Origin of the sequence: Pseudoalteromonas sp. S1727, assembly GCF_005886375.1 — a bacterium.
GTDB lineage: Bacteria > Pseudomonadota > Gammaproteobacteria > Enterobacterales > Alteromonadaceae > Pseudoalteromonas > Pseudoalteromonas haloplanktis.
Genome location: NZ_PNDT01000040.1, coordinates 1 through 18,795, shown reverse-complemented (window position 1 = coordinate 18,795; position 18,795 = coordinate 1). Strand labels below are relative to the sequence as shown.

14 protein-coding genes and 1 pseudogene are annotated in these 18,795 nt (G+C 42.4%); 9 read left to right on the top strand and 6 right to left on the bottom strand.

What is annotated here, in order from left to right:
• Window positions 1–191: 191 nt before the first annotated feature.
• On the bottom strand, window positions 192–2,666 hold the full coding sequence (locus CWB85_RS11015; RefSeq protein ID WP_138554907.1) for a hypothetical protein: 2,475 nt from the start codon (window positions 2,664–2,666) through the stop codon (window positions 192–194).
• A gap of 68 nt (window positions 2,667–2,734) precedes the next feature.
• Here CWB85_RS11015 and CWB85_RS11010 point away from each other — a divergent pair, with 68 nt between their 5' ends.
• The 5 genes from CWB85_RS11010 (at window position 2,735) to ppiC (ending at window position 8,616) form a co-directional block, all read left to right on the top strand.
• Window positions 2,735–4,504: an MFS transporter gene (locus CWB85_RS11010; protein ID WP_138554906.1), complete on the top strand. Its 1,770-nt coding sequence runs from the start codon at window positions 2,735–2,737 to the stop codon at window positions 4,502–4,504.
• Window positions 4,494–6,878 carry an alpha-glucosidase gene (ygjK, locus tag CWB85_RS11005; RefSeq protein WP_138554905.1) on the top strand — a complete coding sequence of 795 codons (2,385 nt, stop codon included), beginning with the start codon at window positions 4,494–4,496 and terminating at the stop codon, window positions 6,876–6,878. The genes CWB85_RS11010 and ygjK overlap by 11 nt, the downstream gene beginning before the upstream one ends.
• Window positions 6,879–6,921: 43 nt before the next feature.
• Entirely contained in the window at window positions 6,922–7,347 is a 426-nt protein-coding gene (locus tag CWB85_RS11000) for a thiol-disulfide oxidoreductase DCC family protein (RefSeq protein WP_016707049.1), read from the top strand.
• A 34-nt stretch (window positions 7,348–7,381) separates the two neighbouring features.
• On the top strand, window positions 7,382–8,275 hold the full coding sequence (locus CWB85_RS10995; protein WP_249314839.1) for a hypothetical protein: 894 nt from the start codon (window positions 7,382–7,384) through the stop codon (window positions 8,273–8,275).
• Between the two features lie 62 nt (window positions 8,276–8,337).
• The gene (gene ppiC / locus CWB85_RS10990; RefSeq protein ID WP_016707047.1) at window positions 8,338–8,616 is read left to right on the top strand and encodes a peptidylprolyl isomerase PpiC; all 279 of its coding nucleotides are present in this window, start codon (window positions 8,338–8,340) and stop codon (window positions 8,614–8,616) included.
• Between the two features lie 131 nt (window positions 8,617–8,747).
• On the opposite strand, the gene CWB85_RS10985 is transcribed toward ppiC, so the two are convergent.
• The 4 genes from CWB85_RS10985 to CWB85_RS10970 all read right to left on the bottom strand — a co-directional run bounded on the left by CWB85_RS10985 (window position 8,748) and on the right by CWB85_RS10970 (window position 13,679).
• Window positions 8,748–10,160 carry a YfcC family protein gene (locus CWB85_RS10985; RefSeq protein ID WP_016707046.1) on the bottom strand — a complete coding sequence of 471 codons (1,413 nt, stop codon included), beginning with the start codon at window positions 10,158–10,160 and terminating at the stop codon, window positions 8,748–8,750.
• A 191-nt stretch (window positions 10,161–10,351) separates the two neighbouring features.
• Window positions 10,352–10,999 (bottom strand): DsbA family oxidoreductase, encoded by a 648-nt coding sequence (locus CWB85_RS10980; RefSeq protein ID WP_138554903.1) that lies wholly within the window; start codon window positions 10,997–10,999, stop codon window positions 10,352–10,354.
• 144 nt (window positions 11,000–11,143) lie between these two features.
• Window positions 11,144–12,364, bottom strand: a complete 1,221-nt coding sequence (locus CWB85_RS10975) for a M24 family metallopeptidase (RefSeq protein WP_138554902.1) — start codon at window positions 12,362–12,364, stop codon at window positions 11,144–11,146.
• A 25-nt stretch (window positions 12,365–12,389) separates the two neighbouring features.
• Window positions 12,390–13,679 (bottom strand): NAD(P)/FAD-dependent oxidoreductase, encoded by a 1,290-nt coding sequence (locus CWB85_RS10970; protein WP_138554901.1) that lies wholly within the window; start codon window positions 13,677–13,679, stop codon window positions 12,390–12,392.
• A 271-nt stretch (window positions 13,680–13,950) separates the two neighbouring features.
• Between CWB85_RS10970 and CWB85_RS10965 the strand changes: the two genes are divergently transcribed.
• From CWB85_RS10965 to CWB85_RS10950, 4 genes are all read left to right on the top strand, one after another.
• On the top strand, window positions 13,951–14,130 hold the full coding sequence (locus CWB85_RS10965; protein ID WP_138554900.1) for a hypothetical protein: 180 nt from the start codon (window positions 13,951–13,953) through the stop codon (window positions 14,128–14,130).
• 3 nt (window positions 14,131–14,133) lie between these two features.
• Entirely contained in the window at window positions 14,134–15,135 is a 1,002-nt protein-coding gene (locus CWB85_RS10960; protein WP_029216006.1) for a 4-hydroxyproline epimerase, read from the top strand.
• A gap of 13 nt (window positions 15,136–15,148) precedes the next feature.
• Window positions 15,149–16,645, top strand: coding sequence for an aldehyde dehydrogenase (NADP(+)) (locus CWB85_RS10955; RefSeq protein ID WP_138554899.1), 1,497 nt, complete (start codon window positions 15,149–15,151; stop codon window positions 16,643–16,645).
• Between the two features lie 133 nt (window positions 16,646–16,778).
• The gene (locus tag CWB85_RS10950; protein WP_016707038.1) at window positions 16,779–17,447 is read left to right on the top strand and encodes a GntR family transcriptional regulator; all 669 of its coding nucleotides are present in this window, start codon (window positions 16,779–16,781) and stop codon (window positions 17,445–17,447) included.
• A gap of 94 nt (window positions 17,448–17,541) precedes the next feature.
• Here CWB85_RS10950 and CWB85_RS10945 read toward each other — a convergent pair.
• Window positions 17,542–18,502, bottom strand: a pseudogene (locus tag CWB85_RS10945) (integron integrase).
• Window positions 18,503–18,795: the final 293 nt, after the last annotated feature.

Here is an 18,795-nt window from a genome sequence, read left to right as displayed (position 1 = left end):
CTAATTTTTCTATATTTTTAAATAACTTAATGTAATTGGGTACATGATCTGGCAGGGGAAATTCGGCTAGCTGATGGTATATTGAACAAAAGTAACAAAATAATACATTTGTTGTTATGACACGGGTTAATGAAGCAGCAGTGCTTGAAACGTTTAATACCCTAAAACGCTTCAAGCACTTTAGTTAAGTATTACGGTGTTAAGTTGATATGTTTCACTAATTTGATTTCTTCACCATCAACATCTAAAAGGGCGGTAATCGTTACTAAATCCAAAGTGTCACTTTGTGCTAATTCAAAGCGGTAGTTTTTATGTTCATAAGGGGCGATTTTAACGGTTTGTTGCTGTGAGTTTACCGCAGTTGCTTGTGTAAAAGAGCTGGCTGATAAAATTAAGTTGCCAGACGTTTTACCTGAATAAGGACCTGATAATGTAGCGTTGAATAACCAACTTCCTGTATCGCTTTGTGTGTGTGTAATGTTGAGTGTTACACCATTAAAAGGCACTGTCGATTGCTGTAAAGTTGCACGATAGTGAAGTGATTGCCATTGTAGGTGCTGCTCAATTACAATCGCATCTGCGTCTTTGGGGTAGGTTAAGTCGAGATTATGAATACCAGCGGGTAACTCTTGGTCAATCTGTTGTGTACTGATGATCTCTGCATCATTATTAGTAAAACTTACCTGTGCTGATATGCTTAGCGCTGAATCGCTTGGGTTAACCACCCTTAAAAATGCCTGTTGCTTATTAAAGTAAATATGTGTATTCACTCCTGACAACGTTTTGAATCCATTATTACTTAAGCGCTTCTTATAGTTTTCCATAATGAAATTCAACTCGGTTTCAACACGGCTATGGTGATCACGCGACGGTATTTTTGCTAGTAGATCGCTAAGCTCAGTGTCACAGTTTACTAGTTGAGATCTATGTTGCTGACAGGTTTGAAAGGCTCGGCTAAGTAGGCTGTCGTTTTCAAACAACCAAGGGTTAGTTAATTGCGTTGCGTTAGAAGGTGACAGCTCTATTGAATTTTCTACAAAAAGGTAGGGGGTGATTGCATGGTTGTTATTTTTACTTAATAAGCTGATATTTTTAGCATCTAAGTTTGCAGCTAAACTGGTGGGTAAAGGCACTAAAAACGACTGCTCAACTATTTTGCTATTTTCAGCTTTCACACTAACCTTGAGCCTTGATTGCTCTATAGCAATATTTAGCCCAAGCACACCGCTTTTCGCTATTGCGTGTTTAATTTGCGGTGCTAAAGCTATTTGCAATGTTGCAAATTCATCGATATTACTGGCCGTGATCAAGATATGTTCACCATCAATAACGTTGAGAGCAAGGAATTGATCTTCATTTGCATGCTCTTCACCTATAAATGTTGTCCGGTATTGTTGGTTATGCTTGCTGCGCTCTTTTTGAAGCGCTATGCCAATTTCACCTCTGTGAATATGTGATGGCTCAAACTCAATTAATGCTGCAACATGGTTTTGATCTGTAACATTAATCAGTGGATGTTGGGCCGGTGCTGGGAAATCCATGATAGGGTGAGTGGCCGTGTTGGCTGGGTTTATATCTAATCGTGCACGTTCACTGCTATCGGTGTTGCGAAGCCAATATGCGTTGCCATTTTGCTCCCACGGGCCTGATACAATATGAAAACTGGGTTTTATATTTTGCACAAACTCTGCAAAGCCTTGCTCTACTGCTTGCCAATCTTTAAAGGTTTTTTTAAGTAATGAATTAGCGGTGGATAGAGTAGCTTCGCTGTGAGGGTTTGCAAGTCTAAGCTGTTCAATGAATGAAGCAAAGTAAAGAGCACGCTCTGGTGAACTTAAAAGGTAATGAATTATAAAGAAATTAAGTCCGCGTTTGAGTGCGGGATCATCGTTTATTTGCTCAATAGTGGGTTTATTAGCACTGTAATATTGCTTTAAACCTGTTTCAATATAATTCATAGGGGCACGATCGAACACCATTACAGTGAGTTGTTTTTGTTTTGGATCGTAAACATGGTGAGCCACAGAATCGGCTAAGCCTTCTGTGATCCAATTAGGCGCCCAGGTTGAGTGGCCATTTAAAGCCATATGAAAAGCATGCATGGTTTCGTGAATGACAATATAACGTTGGTGGTGCTCACGATGGCTTGGGAAGTTATATCCCGCGCGGTTATAAAACATGGTTTCGCCGCCCGCGGTTTTATGAACGCCCCGTAAAAAACCATCATCAAGCATGGCTTCACGCACCCTTGCACGGCTACTGCCGTAAACCACGGCTATTCGTTGGCGTTCAATATTAGGTGGCTCCATACCGAATAGCGCAACATAGTGTGGATAAGCCATTTCTAAAAGCTCTAAATACAGCGTTACTTTTTCTTTTGGTAGATCGCTCTTCAGTGCAAAGTGTTTACTTACCCACCAATCATAGCCTCGGCTATTAGCAATTTTGCCATCGCTGTAGGTGTAGGGAATGGTCTTACCTAAGAACTGAATATCTATGTTTTGTAATGTGCTGGTATAGCCTTGTACGGTTATATCGGCCTTAAGGGAGGTTGCTTGTTTTGCAAGCGTTGACGCAGGTGCGGCATTACTGGCTGGGCTAACCTCTTTGTGTGGTTGGCAAGCTATGAGCAGTAATGTAATGAGTGTGAGAGATAAGTTTTTCATTGTGACGGTTGTTTTATTTGTATATTGTATGCAATATAAAATACTGCCTTTGATAATAAAAGTAAACTATGAATAATAATCAACAATTAAAATCAACAGCACAGCCATGCGCTAAAAGTGAGCAAAGCCAAGGTTGGCGAGGGTTTGGTTTAGCTTTTTATATTGCAAACACCATGGAAATTTTTGAGCGCTTAGCTTGGTATGGCTTTTTTGCGGTTTCATCTGTCTATATGACTACCCCAGTTGAACAAGGTGGGGTGGGCTTTAATGATGCACAGCGTGGTGCTGTGCAAGGTATTATTCCTTTCTTTTTATATTTATTACCGGTGTTAACAGGCGCGCTGGCTGATCGGTATGGTTATAAAAGGCTGTTTATAATTTCCTTTATAATTATGGCGCCAGGTTACTACTTTTTAGGCCAAGTAACGGACTTTAATTCGTTCTTTATGATTTTAATGTTGGTGGCATTTGGTGCGGCGTGTTTTAAACCTGTGGTGGTTGGTACTATAAGTCGCAGCACGAATGATACTAACCGTGGCCTAGGGTTTGGTATTTTTTACACTATGGTTAATTTGGGCGGCTTTATTGGCCCATTAGTCGCCGGTTATATGCGTGCGATCAGCTGGGATGCGGTATTTGTAATGTCGGCCGTGTGGATCTTGCTTAACTTTATTCCGCTGCTATTTTATTGCGAAGCAACCCCATCTTCGCAAGCAAATACCAGCCTTAAGCAGGTATTTCAACAAGCTCAACAAGTATTAGGCAACAGCCGCTTTGCATTGTTGTTATTTACTTGTGTGATTATTCTAATGACCGCAGGCGTGAGTTGGCTCAGTTATACGCAAGCTTTTGTATTAATTGCTCTATGGTTAGGGACAAACTGGTTGTGGGATAAAAGTGTCAGTACTAAGCAAAGCCATAAATGGCACTTACAGCCGGTGCGGGTAAGTAACCGTAATTTTGCCTTGTACTTAGCTATATTGACAGGGTTTTGGACTGTGTATAACCAGTTGTTTTATACTCTACCGCTATTTATTCGGGATTATACAAACACTCAAGACTTAGTTGTTTTACTCAGTTACTTTGGTCAATCAACAGTGGATTTTTTTGCGTTTGTTGATAGTGGAGCATTGAGTGAAAAAATTCAGCTTTTATCAGTCAATTACGCATCTTCATCACCTTTAACGAGCACTGAGCTTGAAGCAATACGCCTTGAATTAGTGCATTTAAAAGTAAACGTGCCAGTGAGCGAAATAGCGCTTTTTATTGAGCAAATAGCGACTAGCGACTTTACCCTGCAACAAAGTAAACAACTTGCCCAGCAATGGCTGGTTTACCGACAAGTTAATCCCGAGTACCTGATTAATTTAGACTTTGCGGCCATAGTATTATTACAAATAATCGTTAGTGTAAAATGCCAAAGATTTAAGGTGATATCGGTTTTGATCAGTGGTTTGATTGTGACTGCGGGTGCCTTTTTAGTGTTATTGCTAATGAGCGCGGGTTTATTAATGACGCAACTGGGCGGGGCGGTCATGATCACGGTTATTTTATTGATTGCCTTGGGTGAAATGCTCACCTCGCCAAAAAGCCAAGAATATGTTGCCAGTATTGCCCCTAAAGATAGCGCTGCAATGTTTATGGGTTATTATTTTGTATCTATGGCGCTGGGTTTTTTATTTGCTGGTTTTTTATCAGGTTGGAGCTATGGTTACTTAGTGAAAGAGCTGCAACGTCCGGCACTCATGTGGCTATTATTTGCAGTGATCGCGCTTTTCACTGGCTTTGGTTTTTACCTTCTAGCGCGAAATAATAAGGATACCCACAGTGAAACTTAAACAGCGACTTATTTTAATAGCTGCCATGCTGATGTTGAGCTTACAAGCCACAGCAAATGACCCAGTGAGCGGTGAAAATAGTCATTATAAAAATTTAATTGATCGCACGGGAAGTCCATATTACATGCAAGACTTTGAGCAAGGCGATCATCAACGCTTTAGTCCATTATTTGACTTAGGTGCATGGCATGGGCATTTACTGCCAAGCAGTGAAAATGCAGGCGCTTTTACAGGACCTGCCATAATCACCGAAGAATACCTCAATTTCGTAGCCCCATATTTTGAAAAACTCACTGTTTATAAAGGTGGTGAAATTAATGATGCTAATAAAGCTAAGCTCACAATGCAGGCGTACAGTCTGCCTGGAGCTTTAGTACAAGAGCTTAGAGGTGACGGGGTGGAAATCAACTTGACCTTGCGTTTTGTTACAAATCGTACGTCTTTGGTGAAAACCCAAATTATCACATCTAAGCCACTTATTCTGCAGTTCGAAGGGCAGCTTGTTAGTCATTTGAGTGCTAAAGATGGCAAGTCAAATGATGCGCGTTCACCGTTTGCGGTATATCCACAATTACAGCCAAAGTGGCAAGCAACAAAAAATAGTATAACGTTGAGCTTTGGTAAAGTACGTGCTTTTGGGCAGATACTCACCTCGGGTAGCTCACAGCTACAATTACATAAAACATTGCCAGTTAACACCACTTACGACAACCTGAGCTATATCAGCCACACTAATATTGCTGGTAATCATACTTTTTATACTACGTACTCATACCTACTTGATAGTCAAGAGCAAGCGAGCGAACAGGCCAAGATTGCTGATATTTTAAAGCAACCAGAGAACTACCTATCACGCAGTAAAAAACGTTGGCAACATTATATCAAACAAGCAACTCTACCTATTGTAAATAATGATCACATTCATCAACGCTTGGCGGTAAAAAGTATTGAAACCTTGATTGGTAATTGGCGTTCTAAAGCCGGTGCTGTGGGCTTTGATACCGTAAGCCCTGCCGTGACAGGTCGCTGGTTTTCCGGTAATCAAACTTGGCCGTGGGATAGTTATAAGCACGCTTTTGCCCTGGCGACTTTTCACCCAGCACTTGCAAAGCAAAATCTCAATGCGGTATTTGAGCACCAAATAACAGCAAATGATGCTGTAAGACCGTGGGATGTAGGGTTTATTCCTGATTTAGTGGCTTATAATTTAAGCCCTGAACGGGGTGGCGATGGGACTAACTGGAACGAACGTAATACTAAACCCAGTTTAGCCGCTTGGGCTGTGTGGCAAGTTTATGAGTACACAAATGACAAGCAATGGCTTGCGGAAATATTCCCAAAGTTGGTCAGCTATAGAAACTGGTGGCTAACTAATCGAGATCACAATGGCAATGGCGTGCCAGAGTATGGCGCAACAGTTGATAAGGCTCATACAACGGATGACGGTAAATTACGCTTTGAGGTGCAAACAGCAACGGGTTGGGCTGCGCAAAGTGGTCTTGAAAATTATAAGGATCAGCTTATTGCCCATCCACAAAAACAGATAAAGACCCCTGCGCAAACGGCGGCATCGTGGGAGTCGGGCCGAGATGATGCAGCGGTGTTTGGTTTTATCAGCAGTGAACAACTCGACAGGTATATAAAAAATGGCGGAAAAGCCACTGATTGGCACGTAGGTTTTGCCGAAAATTTTGATAAATCTGGGCGTTTGATTGGCTACTCATTACTGCAAGAATCAGTCGATCAGGCATCCTATATGGCAGCGGATAATCGCTATTTAAGTAAAATGGCTAAAGAACTGAATTATCCGCGCCAAGCGAGTTATTTTTTAAAACAAGCGACCAAACTAAGAGCCTATATAAATCGATGTATGTTCGATAAAACAACGGGTTATTATTACGACATTGAAATAGCACCACAACCGTTAGCAAATGGCTGTGCGGGCAAGCCGTTAGTTAAGCGCGGTAAAGGCCCTGAAGGCTGGTCGCCGCTATTTAATCAAGTAGCAAGTGTTGAACAAGCGCAGCAAGTGGTTGATGTAATGCTTGATGAAAAAGAGTTCAATACCTACGTACCACTTGGCAGCGCGGCTTTGAGCAACCCTGCTTTTGGTGCAGATATCTATTGGCGAGGTCGAGTATGGCTTGATCAGCTGTATTTTGGTTTAGTGGGCATGAGCCATTACGGTTACTGTGAAAAAGCGCAGCAACTCAGTGAGCAACTACTTACTCATGCTGATGGCTTATTGGCAAGTGCCTCTATTCGCGAAAATTACAATCCTTTGACGGGCGAACAACAAGGTGCGCCTAATTTCTCGTGGAGTGCAGCACATTTATTGTTGATAATGCAAAAACAAGGGCGTTGGTGTGAATAGAGCTACATAAATATTGATATAAACATTCAATTAAAGGCTAAGTATGGGGGAATTAAATGCTCAACAGCTTATACAAAACAATAAAATAATACTCTTTGACGGGCAGTGTAAGCTTTGTAATGCATGGTGTAACTTTATTATTAAACACGATAAAAAGCTGTGTTTTAAATTATGCAGTGTGCAGTCTTTAAAAGGCCAAGCAATCCTCACGCACTTTTGCTACCCAACGGATAGTTTTAAAACCATGATCTATGTTGAAAACAGTCAATGCATCACACAAAGTGATGGGGTGCTCAACGTAGTATCACAACTAGGTGGGCCGTGGCGCAGTGTTAAAATCTTGCGAATAATACCTAAAAATATACGCGATTGGTCATATGATCGTATTGCATTTAATCGTTATCGATTATTTGGTCAATATAATTATTGCGTGCTGCCAAGTGATGAGTATGATCAGCATTATTTGTGATAAATATTAAAGGCATCGTGCTTTGGGTTCTTTAGTGAAATTATGTGTGCTGTATTCACTGTTACTCAGCCTAGGTGCGTTTGCCAAAAATGAGGTAAGTGATGATACGCCGATGATGGTTGATATGCGCGATAAACTTAATTTGCGCATGCAAAATACGGCACAGTGGTTAGATGATCTGTTAAGTGATGACAGTACTCAAAGCCCCGCTCATGCTAAGGGTTATTTGCATCTAGGTTGGGCACCAAGAAGTGCAGACTTAGCCGATACCGAAGCCCGGTTTAAAGTGTCTTTAAGCTTACCTAACTGGGAAAACCGCATAAACCTCATAATTGATAACGACGCTGATGAATTTAGTCGCCTCCCATTTGAAACCAATTCAGCTTTAGAGCAAGACGATGAAACGATAAATGCTGCGTTGCAGTTTATCATTGAGCGTACCGCAAACCTAGAATTTGAAAACCGTATCGGTGTATCGCGTAGTCAATTATATGGCCGCAGTGCTGTTAGTTGGAAAAAAGAATTTAATAACACCGAGTATGTTGCTTCCGCTGGTGGTGAGTATTATTTTTCAGATGGCTTTGGTTATTTTGTAAAGCTCGCTAGTGACACCAAAATAAATGAATTTTATTCGCTAAATATTTCAGCTAATTACCGTGAAATTGCCGATGAAATTGATAGTGAATTACGCTCGGGCGTGTATTTAAGTTATATACCCGACCCGCAAAGAGCGATGGTATTTGGTGTCAATGTACAAAATAGTTTTGACGATTTAACCCGTTATACGCTCTCGTATCGGTATCGACAACAAGCTCAGTATAGTTGGTTATTTTTTGAGGCAGAGCCCTTTTTAGAGTACCGAGAAGAGCTGAATTACCGTGATGAAATAGGCATAGCCATTCGTTTGATTGGCTATTATGGTCAGTGATAATCAACATTGCATATTTGTTGTGGTAAAATCACAGCAGTTTAATTTAGTAGAGATAGATCATGGCCAGCACCGCACACGCATTACACATTTTAGTTAAGCATAAAGAGCTTGCTGAAGACATAATCCAGCAGTTAAAAAAAGGCGCTAAGTTCCATGTGCTCGCTAAAAAACATTCCTCTTGCCCATCGGGTAAAAAAGGCGGTGATTTAGGCGAATTTAAACGCGGCCAAATGGTGCCACAGTTTGATAAAGTAGCCTTTGGCGCAGAAATATTAGAACCACATTTAGTTAAAACCAAGTTTGGTTGGCATGTAGTTAAAGTGCTTTATAGAACTTAAAGTGAATGAGAGTAAATAAGAAGAAAAAATGCTACGGGTTTCGAGCGACGAGCTTCGAATACCCCTAGCACCTAATCACTTCCTAGAGCCTAACCCTATTTTACAATTACTTCTCTAAAGCGCAGCGTTTTTTAACCACCAACGGCACTTGGTTGTACATCTAAGCCATAACCAAACATCACCGCAAGCACTAAAACAATGGAAGCTGCGACCATCAGCTTGATCAACAGTGGTAAACAGAAGCGGAACCAGTGACCATAAGGCACACCCGCCATGCCTAAAATCCCCATTAATACCGCATTCGTTGGGATAATCATATTTGAAAAGCCATCACCAAATTGATAGGCAAGCACAGCAACTTGGCGTGGTACGCCGACTAAATCGCCCAGTGGTGCCATAAGTGGCATAGTGACATACGCTTGCCCAGAACCTGACGGAATAAAGGTATTAAGCACAGTTTGAATCACTAACATACCAATGGCTGATATTTCAGCGCTCACATAGGATAATGGCAGCGACATACCATGTACTAAACTATGCAATATTTGCCCGTCTTCTAAAATTAATGCAATACCGCGGGCAACACCAATTAAAATAGCCGTGGTGACTAAATCTGACACACCCTCAATAAAGCGGTTTGCAGTTTCATCTGCCGATAAACGACCAAGCACTGCAACCACAGCGCCCCACGCAATAAATACGCCGCCTAACTCGTATAAGTACCAACCTTTAGTGGCAATGCCCCATACCGCGATGGCAAGCGTAATGATAAAACTGCCTAAAATCAGTTTGTGACGCAGTGCAAGTTCAGGGTAGGTTGGTGTGGCTTTATCATTAAGTGGGCAGGGAACATCCAACATCATCGACTTGCTCGGATCATCGGCAACACGCTTGGTGTATTGCCATACATGATGAAAACCAATCAGCACAAAGGGCACAAAAATCGCTAAACGTAACCACAAGCCAGAGTAAACAGGAATTTCCGCAATCTGCTGGGCAATTAACACTGTGAATGGGTTAAACGCAGACACCCCATAACCAATCCCGTAACCGGCTACAATCATCCCTACCGCAGTCATTGCATCAAGGCGCATAGCTTTACATAAAGCCACAAGAATGAGTACAAACGGAATGTATTCACCCGCTGTACCAATACTGCTTGATGCCAAGGCAAAACAAAAAACCACCATAAATATAAGTCTTTGCGGCTTTTTACCATGACGCTCAAGTAAACGGCCAATCAACGCATCAACCGTGCCGGTAGCACGAGCAATGGCCAGTACACCGCCAACAATTAAGACAAAAAAGATCACATCTTGTGCCGCTGCAAATGCCCGCGGTATTGCCGTTAATAAATCCCAAGGGGTTAAATAATGACGCTCTGCAACCGTTTGATAGGTGCCAGCAAGGACCATTTCCCGACCAGACTCGGTGAGTGTTGTGTCAAAAAAACCTTGTGGTACTAACCAGGTAGCAACTAACGCAGTGACCATCATACCTAGCAGTAAAATCAAAGTATGCGGTACTTTGAAAGAATTACTCATACGTTCTCCATTTTTATAATTGGCGCAGCAGATATGCCTCGCTGTTTTTTGTTAAGGATAACACGAGTTATAAAATCACAATAAAAATAGCAACGTCAGTCTGTAAAGGAATGTAACGGGGGGCACTAAGTTGAAGAAGAAAGTTAGTTAAAAAGCGACGCAACAGGTAAATTGCGTCGCTTGTCATTTTATTACGCTTCTTGCTCGGCAATTTGTTTAAATGCTTGCACAAATGCGTCGCTTGGTTGGCCGCCAGTGAGGGCGTATTGATCGTTAATGATAAAGGTTGGCACTGAGGAAATGCCCATTTGCTGTAGCGCATTTTGCTCGCTGCGTACTTCTTGGAAATACTCGCCTGAGTCTAAAATTTCTTTTGCGCGGGCTCTATCAAGACCAACACTTTGTACTACATCAAGTAGGTTGTCTTGCTCATTCAGGAAAATTAAATCGGTAAAGTGGGCTTTAAATAAAGCGAGTTTTAGCTCGGTTTGTTTGCCTTCAGTGGCAGCCCAAGTGAGTAAGCGATGTAAGTCAAAGCTATTGATCATGATGCGTTTACCGTCAAAATTAAAGGTAAAGCCTGCTTTTTCACCCATCTCTAAAATACGTTTGCGGTTTTCATCACCTTGCTCTTCGCTCAGGCCGTATTTTTGTTGTAAATGCTCATTTAAATCTTGTCCTTCAATTGGCATATCAGGGTTTAACTCAAATGGCTTCCAGCTGATCTCAGCTGAAAATTCGTCACTTAATTGCGCTAATGCGGTTTCAAGGTTTTTATAACCAATAATGCACCACGGACACATTACGTCTGAAACGATGTCGATTTTTAGCTTTTTCATGAGTGAGCCTATTTTTTACAGTGTGTACGGGTCTATATGCAGGCGCGAAGGGGTTAATTCAAGAGCGGAAGTTTTCAATGTACAGAAATAAGTGCTTAAACTGCACGGTAAGCGTTTACCGTGCAGTCGTTATATTGGATTAACTTAGTCAGCTAAACCAAAAGGGTCTTCGATGCTATGGGCAGGCTCAGTAAACCATTTCGGCCCGTTATCAGTCATATAGAAATGATCTTCTAAGCGCACGCCAAATTCATCAGGTATAACTAGCATCGGCTCATTACTAAAACACATACCTGTTGCAAGTGGGGTTTTATTACCGCCCACTAAATACGGCCATTCGTGAATATCTAAACCAATACCGTGGCCTGTGCGGTGCGGGCAACCTGGCGTTTGATATTCAGGACCTAGATCTTGCGCGGCTAAGTAGCTGCGCGCGGCGGCATCAACTGCTTCACAAGGCGCACCAATTTTTGCGGCGTTGAAGGCGGCAATTTGTGCGGCTTTTTCATAATCCCAAAATTGGCGTTGGCGCTGTGTTGCTTCACCAAAAACGTACGTGCGGGTGATATCTGATAGGTAGTCATGCACTTTACAACCGGTATCAATCAATACCATATCGCCTTTTTTAAGGATTTGTGGGTCTTTTACGCCATGAGGAAATGACGTTGCCAGCCCAAATAATACGATACAAAAGTAATTACCTGGCGCGCCTACTTTTTGGTGCGCTTGTTTGATAAAAGCTTCCACTTCAGTCGTACTAATACCTTCATAAAGCATACTGGCCGTAGCTTTATGCACGGCTAAGGTCATATCCATTGCGCGTTGCATTAGCGCCAGCTCATTCGCTGATTTATGCATACGACAATGTGCAGTGACAGGTTGCGCATTTATAAGCGTTAAGCCGGTTTGTGCTTTATTGATACCATCAAAAATAAAGAATTGCGCGCTTTCATCAATGCCCACTGTGCCATTAGCCGCAATGCCCATCTCTGTGATTATTTTTACGAAGAGCTCATACGGGTTTTCATGCTCTTGCCAACCACGAATAGGACCATCAATGACCTTAAAACCGTTTAGAGAGCCAATTTCAAAATACGGGGCAATGTATTGTATGTCGCCTTTGGCGGGTAAAATAGCACCAACCATGCGTTCACTGGCGTACCAACGCATGCCAGTAAAATAGGTTAAATTAGTGCCTGCATTTAAGTAGATGGCATCAATACCATTGGCTTGCATGTAGGCTTGTGCTTTGGCAATACGCGCTAAATGCTCATCAGCCTGAATAGGGGTTAAGTCGTCAGTCATATTGGTTAAACTGGCGAGTGCTTGCTCTTTTGTTTGCGTACCAATTCCGAATGTTGTCATGGTGCTCTCCTTTATTTATATGCGGCTATTGTGCGTGTGGCTGTGCTTTACTGCAAGCGGGTTGCGTTGAAAAGCGACTCACACAATAAGGGTGTATATCTATTTGCGGCGGGCGATTTAAACACAGGGCGGTTATTAGCTCTGCGGTCACGGCGCCTTGGGTTAATCCTAAGTGCTGGTGGCCAAAAGCAAAGTACAGGTTATCGTGGTTTGGGGCGCAACCAATAACGGGCAACGAATCCGGTAGCGATGGTCTACAACCCATCCAGGTACTTTTTGCATGTAACGAAGCTGTTGATGTGTGAAGCAGCGCCCTAGCGTTTGGCAGTAATGCTAAGGCACGCTTGTTATTCATTTTTCGTTTTATTCCAGCAAATTCAACCGTGCCAGCCAAGCGTAAACCATGGCTCATTGGTGTCATAATAAAGCTGCGCTCGGCTGAGGCGACAGGGCGTGCAAGTCCATAATCACTTGCCAACATGCAGTGATAACCTCGCTCAGTATCAAGTGGTACTTTATAACCGAGTGGTTTTAGTAACGCTTTACTCCACGCACCTGCTGCGATAACAACTTTATCGGCCATGTTTGTTTGCGTTTGACTGATCAGTTCATAGCCTTGTTTAGTCTGATGTACAGCCGTTATTTTTTGTTGGCAGAACTGTCCACCTAAAGTACTGAACTGCTCAGCGAGGTGAAGGCAAAATAAGTGCGGATCGACACTGTGGGCAACGTCTTTAAACAATAACGCGTAGCGAATTGATTTCGATAAATTAGGCTCGAGTAACTGAACTTGCTCAGCATCAAGTAATTCAACATTTATACCCTGTGCAATATAGCTGTGTAATAAGCTTTTAATTTTGTTGAGTGAAGTGGTCTCAAAAGTGAGCAAACTGCCTTTTTTAGTTAGCAGATGCCCTAACTCATAGTCATTTAGCAGTCGTTCGTAAGCAGGAATAGCCTGTTGGTTTAATGCCTTAAGTGCTTGTGTGTTCGCATGATAGGTTTTTGTAGGCATGTTTTTAATAAACTGCCAAAACCATGGCAGGGCTTTGAATAAGTAACGCCAATCAATGTGCAGTGGCCCTAATGGGTTTAATAGCATGGCCGGTAGTTTTGTTAATAGTGATGGATGCGCAAGTGGAAAAACCTGTTCGGTAGCAAAGTGCCCCGCATTGCCTTTTGAGCAGCCTTGGGCTAAGCCATTTTCATCATATAAAGTGACCATAAAGCCAGCGCGTTGCAAGTTTGACGCACAGCAAATACCAATGATCCCCGCCCCAACTACCGCTACATGCTGTGTTTTTTGATGTTCCAAAATGTATACCCTCAATTATGCAATTTGCTGATTCGCCCGAAAGCATGCCGAGTTGTGATTAATTGCATTTGTTATTAATTGCCCAAAAGAGAAAGTTTATTAACGTTTAAAATTTAACTTTAGTTATTTGTTATCAATGTATTAGTCAAACATCTAGCCCTTAAAACACCCCCATACTCTGAATGAAGTAAGAAAATGTTAAAGTGGGATATTGATTATTGTATACAATATACCTATGATATCAAGCCTAAACATCAATCAGGTAATTAAAATGACAGTAACTTGGCAAAGAGTCCGTGCAGTAGTAATGACTCAGTTTAGTGCAGACGACGCCTTTGACTTTGCAACAACAGCAAACATGAGCAATGAACTGATCAACAAAGCTGTTCACGGCACGATCGCACAGGCTATAGCACGCCCTACAAACTTAACAAAATTTAAAGTGGGCTAAGTGATGCGTAAAGGAAGCTTTTTTTGTATTGACGGCCATACCTGTGGTAACCCAGTGAGGCTTATAACCAGTGGCCACCCGCAATTACGCGGACAGAGCATGAGTGAGAAACGCCAAGATTTTTTACAAAATCACGATTGGATACGCCAAGCACTGATGTTTGAACCTCGCGGTCACGACATGATGTCGGGCGGATTTTTATATCCACCTACCACAGAGGATGGCGATGCCGCTATCTTATTTGTTGAAACGTCAGGGTGCTTACCGATGTGCGGCCACGGCACAATGGGCATTGTTACCTTTGCTTTAGAGCATGGTTTATTACAGGCTAAAGTGCCAGGGACCTTGCTGTTAGACACACCCGCTGGGCGTGTTCAAATTAATTATGAAATGACCGATGGCAAAGTGCAGTGGGTAAAAATTTATAATGTTCCTGCCTATTTAGCACACCAGTCGATTGTTATTGAAGTGCCTGAATTGGGCGAGCTGACAGTAGATATCGCCTATGGCGGCAACTTCTACATTATTGTTGAACCGCAAGGTAATTATAAAGGCATTGAACATTTAACGGCTGGGCAAATTTTGCAATATAGCCCGCTAGTGCGTGATGCAATAAACGCACAAATAAAATGCATACACCCGCTTGATCCAACCGTTCAAGGTGCCAGCCATGTTTTATGGACTGGCACACCCAAAAATGCCAATTCAGATGCCGCAAACGCTGTTTTTTATGGCGACAAAGCCATTGATCGCTCGCCATGTGGAACAGGCACCAGCGCTCGCATGGCGCAGCTATTTGCCAAAGGGCAGTTGGCTCAAGGGCAAAATTTTATTCACGAAAGTTATATTGGCAGCCAGTTTATTGGTTGCATTGAACACGTAACAGAGATTGCAGGCATAACAGCCATTCTGCCAAGTATTCAAGGTTGGTCTAGGGTGACGGGCACAAGTGCTATCACCGTAGATGACGATGACCCATACGCATTTGGGTTTCAAGTAATTTAATGAGGAGCAAAGCATGACATTAACAGGACAAAGTTTAGTAGCAGGGCAATGGCTCGGTCATTCTGGAAATGGTGAATTTAACGCATTTTCCCCCGCCCGTAATGAACCACTCGCAACGCGCTTTTTTAATCTCAGCGCCACTGAGTTAGACAGTGCAATAGAAGCCGCACAATTGGCGTTTTATGAGTATCGTAAAACCAGTTTTGCACAACGAGCAGATTTTTTAGAATGTATTGCTGATCATATTTTAGCGCTTGGTGATGAGTTACTTGAGCAAACACAGCAAGAAACCAACTTACCGCTGGCACGTTTGCAAGGTGAGCGCATGCGCACCGTAAATCAGCTTAAAGCCTTTGCCAGTGCATTACGTGACAACCCTGAGTCGCCATTGGGTTTAAAAATAGTGGATGAGGCCGATGCCTGCAGAGCACCGTTACCAAAGCCACACACTGAACTTAACTATTTACCGCTGGGGCCGGTGGCTGTATTTGGTGCATCTAATTTCCCGTACGCCTTTTCAACACTGGGCGGCGATACCGCCGCAGCCCTTGCAGCAGGCTGCCCAGTAATTGTAAAAAACCACACCGCGCACCCAGGTACGGGTGAGTTGATGGCACGTGCGGCGCTTGCAGCCATTAAAGAATGTGCAATGCCGTTAGGCGTGTTTGCAATGGTACAAAGTAAAGCTTACGACACATCGCATCAATTAGTGGCTGCGCCGGCAATAAAAGCGGTGGGGTTTACAGGCTCATTTAATGTGGCCAGCAAGCTGCAAGCAACAATTGCCAAGCGTGAAGAGCCGATCCCATTTTATGGTGAGCTTGGCAGTATTAATCCACAAGTTATTTTACCCAATAAAGCCATTGAACATAGCAAAGAGATGGCACAATCACTTTGCCAGTCAATGCTGATGGGGAACGGGCAGTTTTGCACCAGCCCAGGGCTTTGGTTAGTACCAACCGGGTGTGACGAACTCGAAGCACATATAACAGCGTGTATTAATGATGCCCCATCAGACACTTTACTCACCCCTGGGATTGTTGAAACCTTTAAACACCAAATAGCAGAACGAACTCAGCTTGATCAGCTTAGCCTACTAGGTAAAGGCAAACTGGCGCATGAATTTCATGCTAATGCACATGTATTTGCTTGTAATGCTGATGATTATTTAGTAACCCCAGCTTTGCAAGAAGAAGTGTTTGGCCCCGCTGCCCTAGTAGTGCGCTACGACAGTGAACAGCAGCTCATGACATTGATAAACCAATTACAAGGGCAGTTAACCGCCAGTATTCATGGCACGGAAGCTGACTTAAACAACGCCGACAGCCTTATCGAAGCGCTGCAATATAAAGTTGGCCGTTTGATAAAGAATCAGCTGCCAACAGGTGTTGAAGTGTGCGGTTCAATGAACCACGGAGGGCCATTCCCAAGTTCAACCGATGTACGCAGCACCTCTGTGGGCACAAATGCAATGTTACGTTTTATGCGACCAATTTGTTATCAAGCATAACTAGTCTTAAGCGGGAAAGGCAAATTGCATATTCCCGCTTTCCTTATTTATAGAGAGGTTCAGGCAGATTCTCGCTTGGCATATAGGCGAACTTGGGTATAATGTATGCTAAATGCAATGTAAGAGGATCACCATGGCTATCGAACATAAAACCCGTACCCAACTAGTCGCAGAGGCAATTCGTGAAAAAATCTTAACAGGTGAGATCAAAGCCGGTGATCCGCTACGTCAAGCCGCACTCGCTGCTGAGCTTAATGTAAGCCGTATTCCTGTACGCGAGGCACTTCTTCAGCTAGAAGCAGAAGGGCTTGTAAACTTCGAAGCGCACAAAGGAGCTACGGCAACAGAGCTCTCAGCATCGCAAATTGATGAAATTTTTGATTTAAGAGCCTTACTCGAAGCCGAGCTGCTGAGCCATTCAATAGACGGTTTAACCGATCAAGACTTAATCGACGCTGAGCTTATTTTAACTGAGCTTGAAAGCGCCATGGATGCGGGTGATACCCACCTTGCCACAGGCGATTTAAACAGCCGTTTTCATGGCAAACTATACAGCCGCGCACAACGCCCGCAAACCCGTGAGCTGGTAGATATGTATAGTAAAAATTCAGAGCGCTACGTACGCATGCATATTTTACTTGCCGGTGGCTTAACCACTGCACCCGAAGAGCACCGTACATTGTTAAATCACTGTCGTGCAAAGGACACTAAAAAAGCCTGTGACTTTTTGAAAAAACATATCTTAGGCGCCAAAAACGACATTAAAAAGCTATTACTTAAAATAGAAGATGAAAAAAGGTAGTTTTAAATAAGTCCCTTAGTAGCACATTTTTTATAATGTGCTTTAGCGCGTTAAATTTATTGACAAAAATATACGGCCGTCCTTTTTACCTGTTTTATAACCTCGAGAATGGACTAATCACGCCATTGGCACCTTGTTGTAAAACATGTGTATATATTTGAGTTGTTCGCACATCGCTATGGCCTAATTGCGCTTGAACCGTTCGAATATCAGCACCACTTTGTAATAGATGCGTTGCAAATGAATGGCGTAAAGTATGCGGGGTAACGTGTTTATTAATCTGTGCATCACGAGCTGCTTTTTTTACCGCGCGCTGTAATTGTTTTTCATCTATATGATGCCTTCTTAACTGTTTACTTTGGGGATCAATACTGAGTTTATAAGATGGAAATAAATACTGCCAACCCAGCTGTTTGTTATGATTTGGATATTTTTTACGTAATAAATGTGGCATAAACACGCCGCAAAATAGCGGGTTATTTAGATCTAACTGTAAATAACTCTCTACTAATTGAATTTGTGTCCGTATTTGCGGTATGAGCTCAGTTGCAAGCGTTACAACACGGTTTTTTCCTCCTTTGCCATCCCAAATACGGACGCAGCTATAGTCAAAATCAATATCTTGCACACGCAAGCGCAATACTTCCATTAGCCGCATTCCACTACCATAAAGTAGTGCGCACGCTAAATAATGTTTTGCCATACAGTATTTAAATAGCATTGAAACTTCTGTTTGCGTCAGCACAACGGGTAATTTTCTTGGGCGTTCACTTTTTACAAAGTTTAATGATAATGAGAGGGGACTTAATTATTTCTTTATATAAGAAACTTAGCGCATTCAATGCCTGTGCTTGTGTGCCTTGCGCTACATTTTGCGAGTTTACTAGATGGTTTAAATACAATTCTACTTGAGTGTCTCCCATAGAGCTTGGGTGCTGCATATTATTAAAACGGATATAGGCAGCTATCCAAAACAGGTAAGCTTCAATAGTGCTCTTTGCATACCGCTTGCTATACATATGATCTTTAATCATGCTTAGAAAAAGAGATTTCATAAATAATTTTCAACTTTCCAAGTGGTACTGTATGTATAGACAGTAATTTGTGTTTTGTCCAATAACATTATTAAAAGTCGTTTTGGTGTATTTTAGCAGCGATAATTTTATAACATACGTAATTGTCTGTTTACATTGGAGTTGTTTAGTGGAATTATTAAGCCATGTAATATACGCCGTTTTGGGGTGTTATAAACCCCCAAAGTGACGTTCTATAAGCTGTTGAACAAAGCCGCTACGCGGAGCTAGCAACCTCTAGCATAATTGCCACACTTGTCATTGGGACTTCCCCT

Excerpts from the sequence above, each read along its gene's own strand:
- CWB85_RS11015 (WP_138554907.1), bottom strand. The coding sequence starts at position 2,666 with ATGAAAAACTTATCTCTCACACTCATTACATTACTGCTCATAGCTTGC.
- CWB85_RS11010 (WP_138554906.1), top strand. The coding sequence starts at position 2,735 with ATGAATAATAATCAACAATTAAAATCAACAGCACAGCCATGCGCTAAA.
- CWB85_RS11000 (WP_016707049.1), top strand. The coding sequence starts at position 6,922 with ATGGGGGAATTAAATGCTCAACAGCTTATACAAAACAATAAAATAATA.
- ppiC (WP_016707047.1), top strand. The coding sequence starts at position 8,338 with ATGGCCAGCACCGCACACGCATTACACATTTTAGTTAAGCATAAAGAG.
- CWB85_RS10985 (WP_016707046.1), bottom strand. The coding sequence starts at position 10,160 with ATGAGTAATTCTTTCAAAGTACCGCATACTTTGATTTTACTGCTAGGT.
- CWB85_RS10980 (WP_138554903.1), bottom strand. The coding sequence starts at position 10,999 with ATGAAAAAGCTAAAAATCGACATCGTTTCAGACGTAATGTGTCCGTGG.
- CWB85_RS10975 (WP_138554902.1), bottom strand. The coding sequence starts at position 12,364 with ATGACAACATTCGGAATTGGTACGCAAACAAAAGAGCAAGCACTCGCC.
- CWB85_RS10965 (WP_138554900.1), top strand. The coding sequence starts at position 13,951 with ATGACAGTAACTTGGCAAAGAGTCCGTGCAGTAGTAATGACTCAGTTT.
- CWB85_RS10960 (WP_029216006.1), top strand. The coding sequence starts at position 14,134 with ATGCGTAAAGGAAGCTTTTTTTGTATTGACGGCCATACCTGTGGTAAC.
- CWB85_RS10955 (WP_138554899.1), top strand. The coding sequence starts at position 15,149 with ATGACATTAACAGGACAAAGTTTAGTAGCAGGGCAATGGCTCGGTCAT.
- CWB85_RS10950 (WP_016707038.1), top strand. The coding sequence starts at position 16,779 with ATGGCTATCGAACATAAAACCCGTACCCAACTAGTCGCAGAGGCAATT.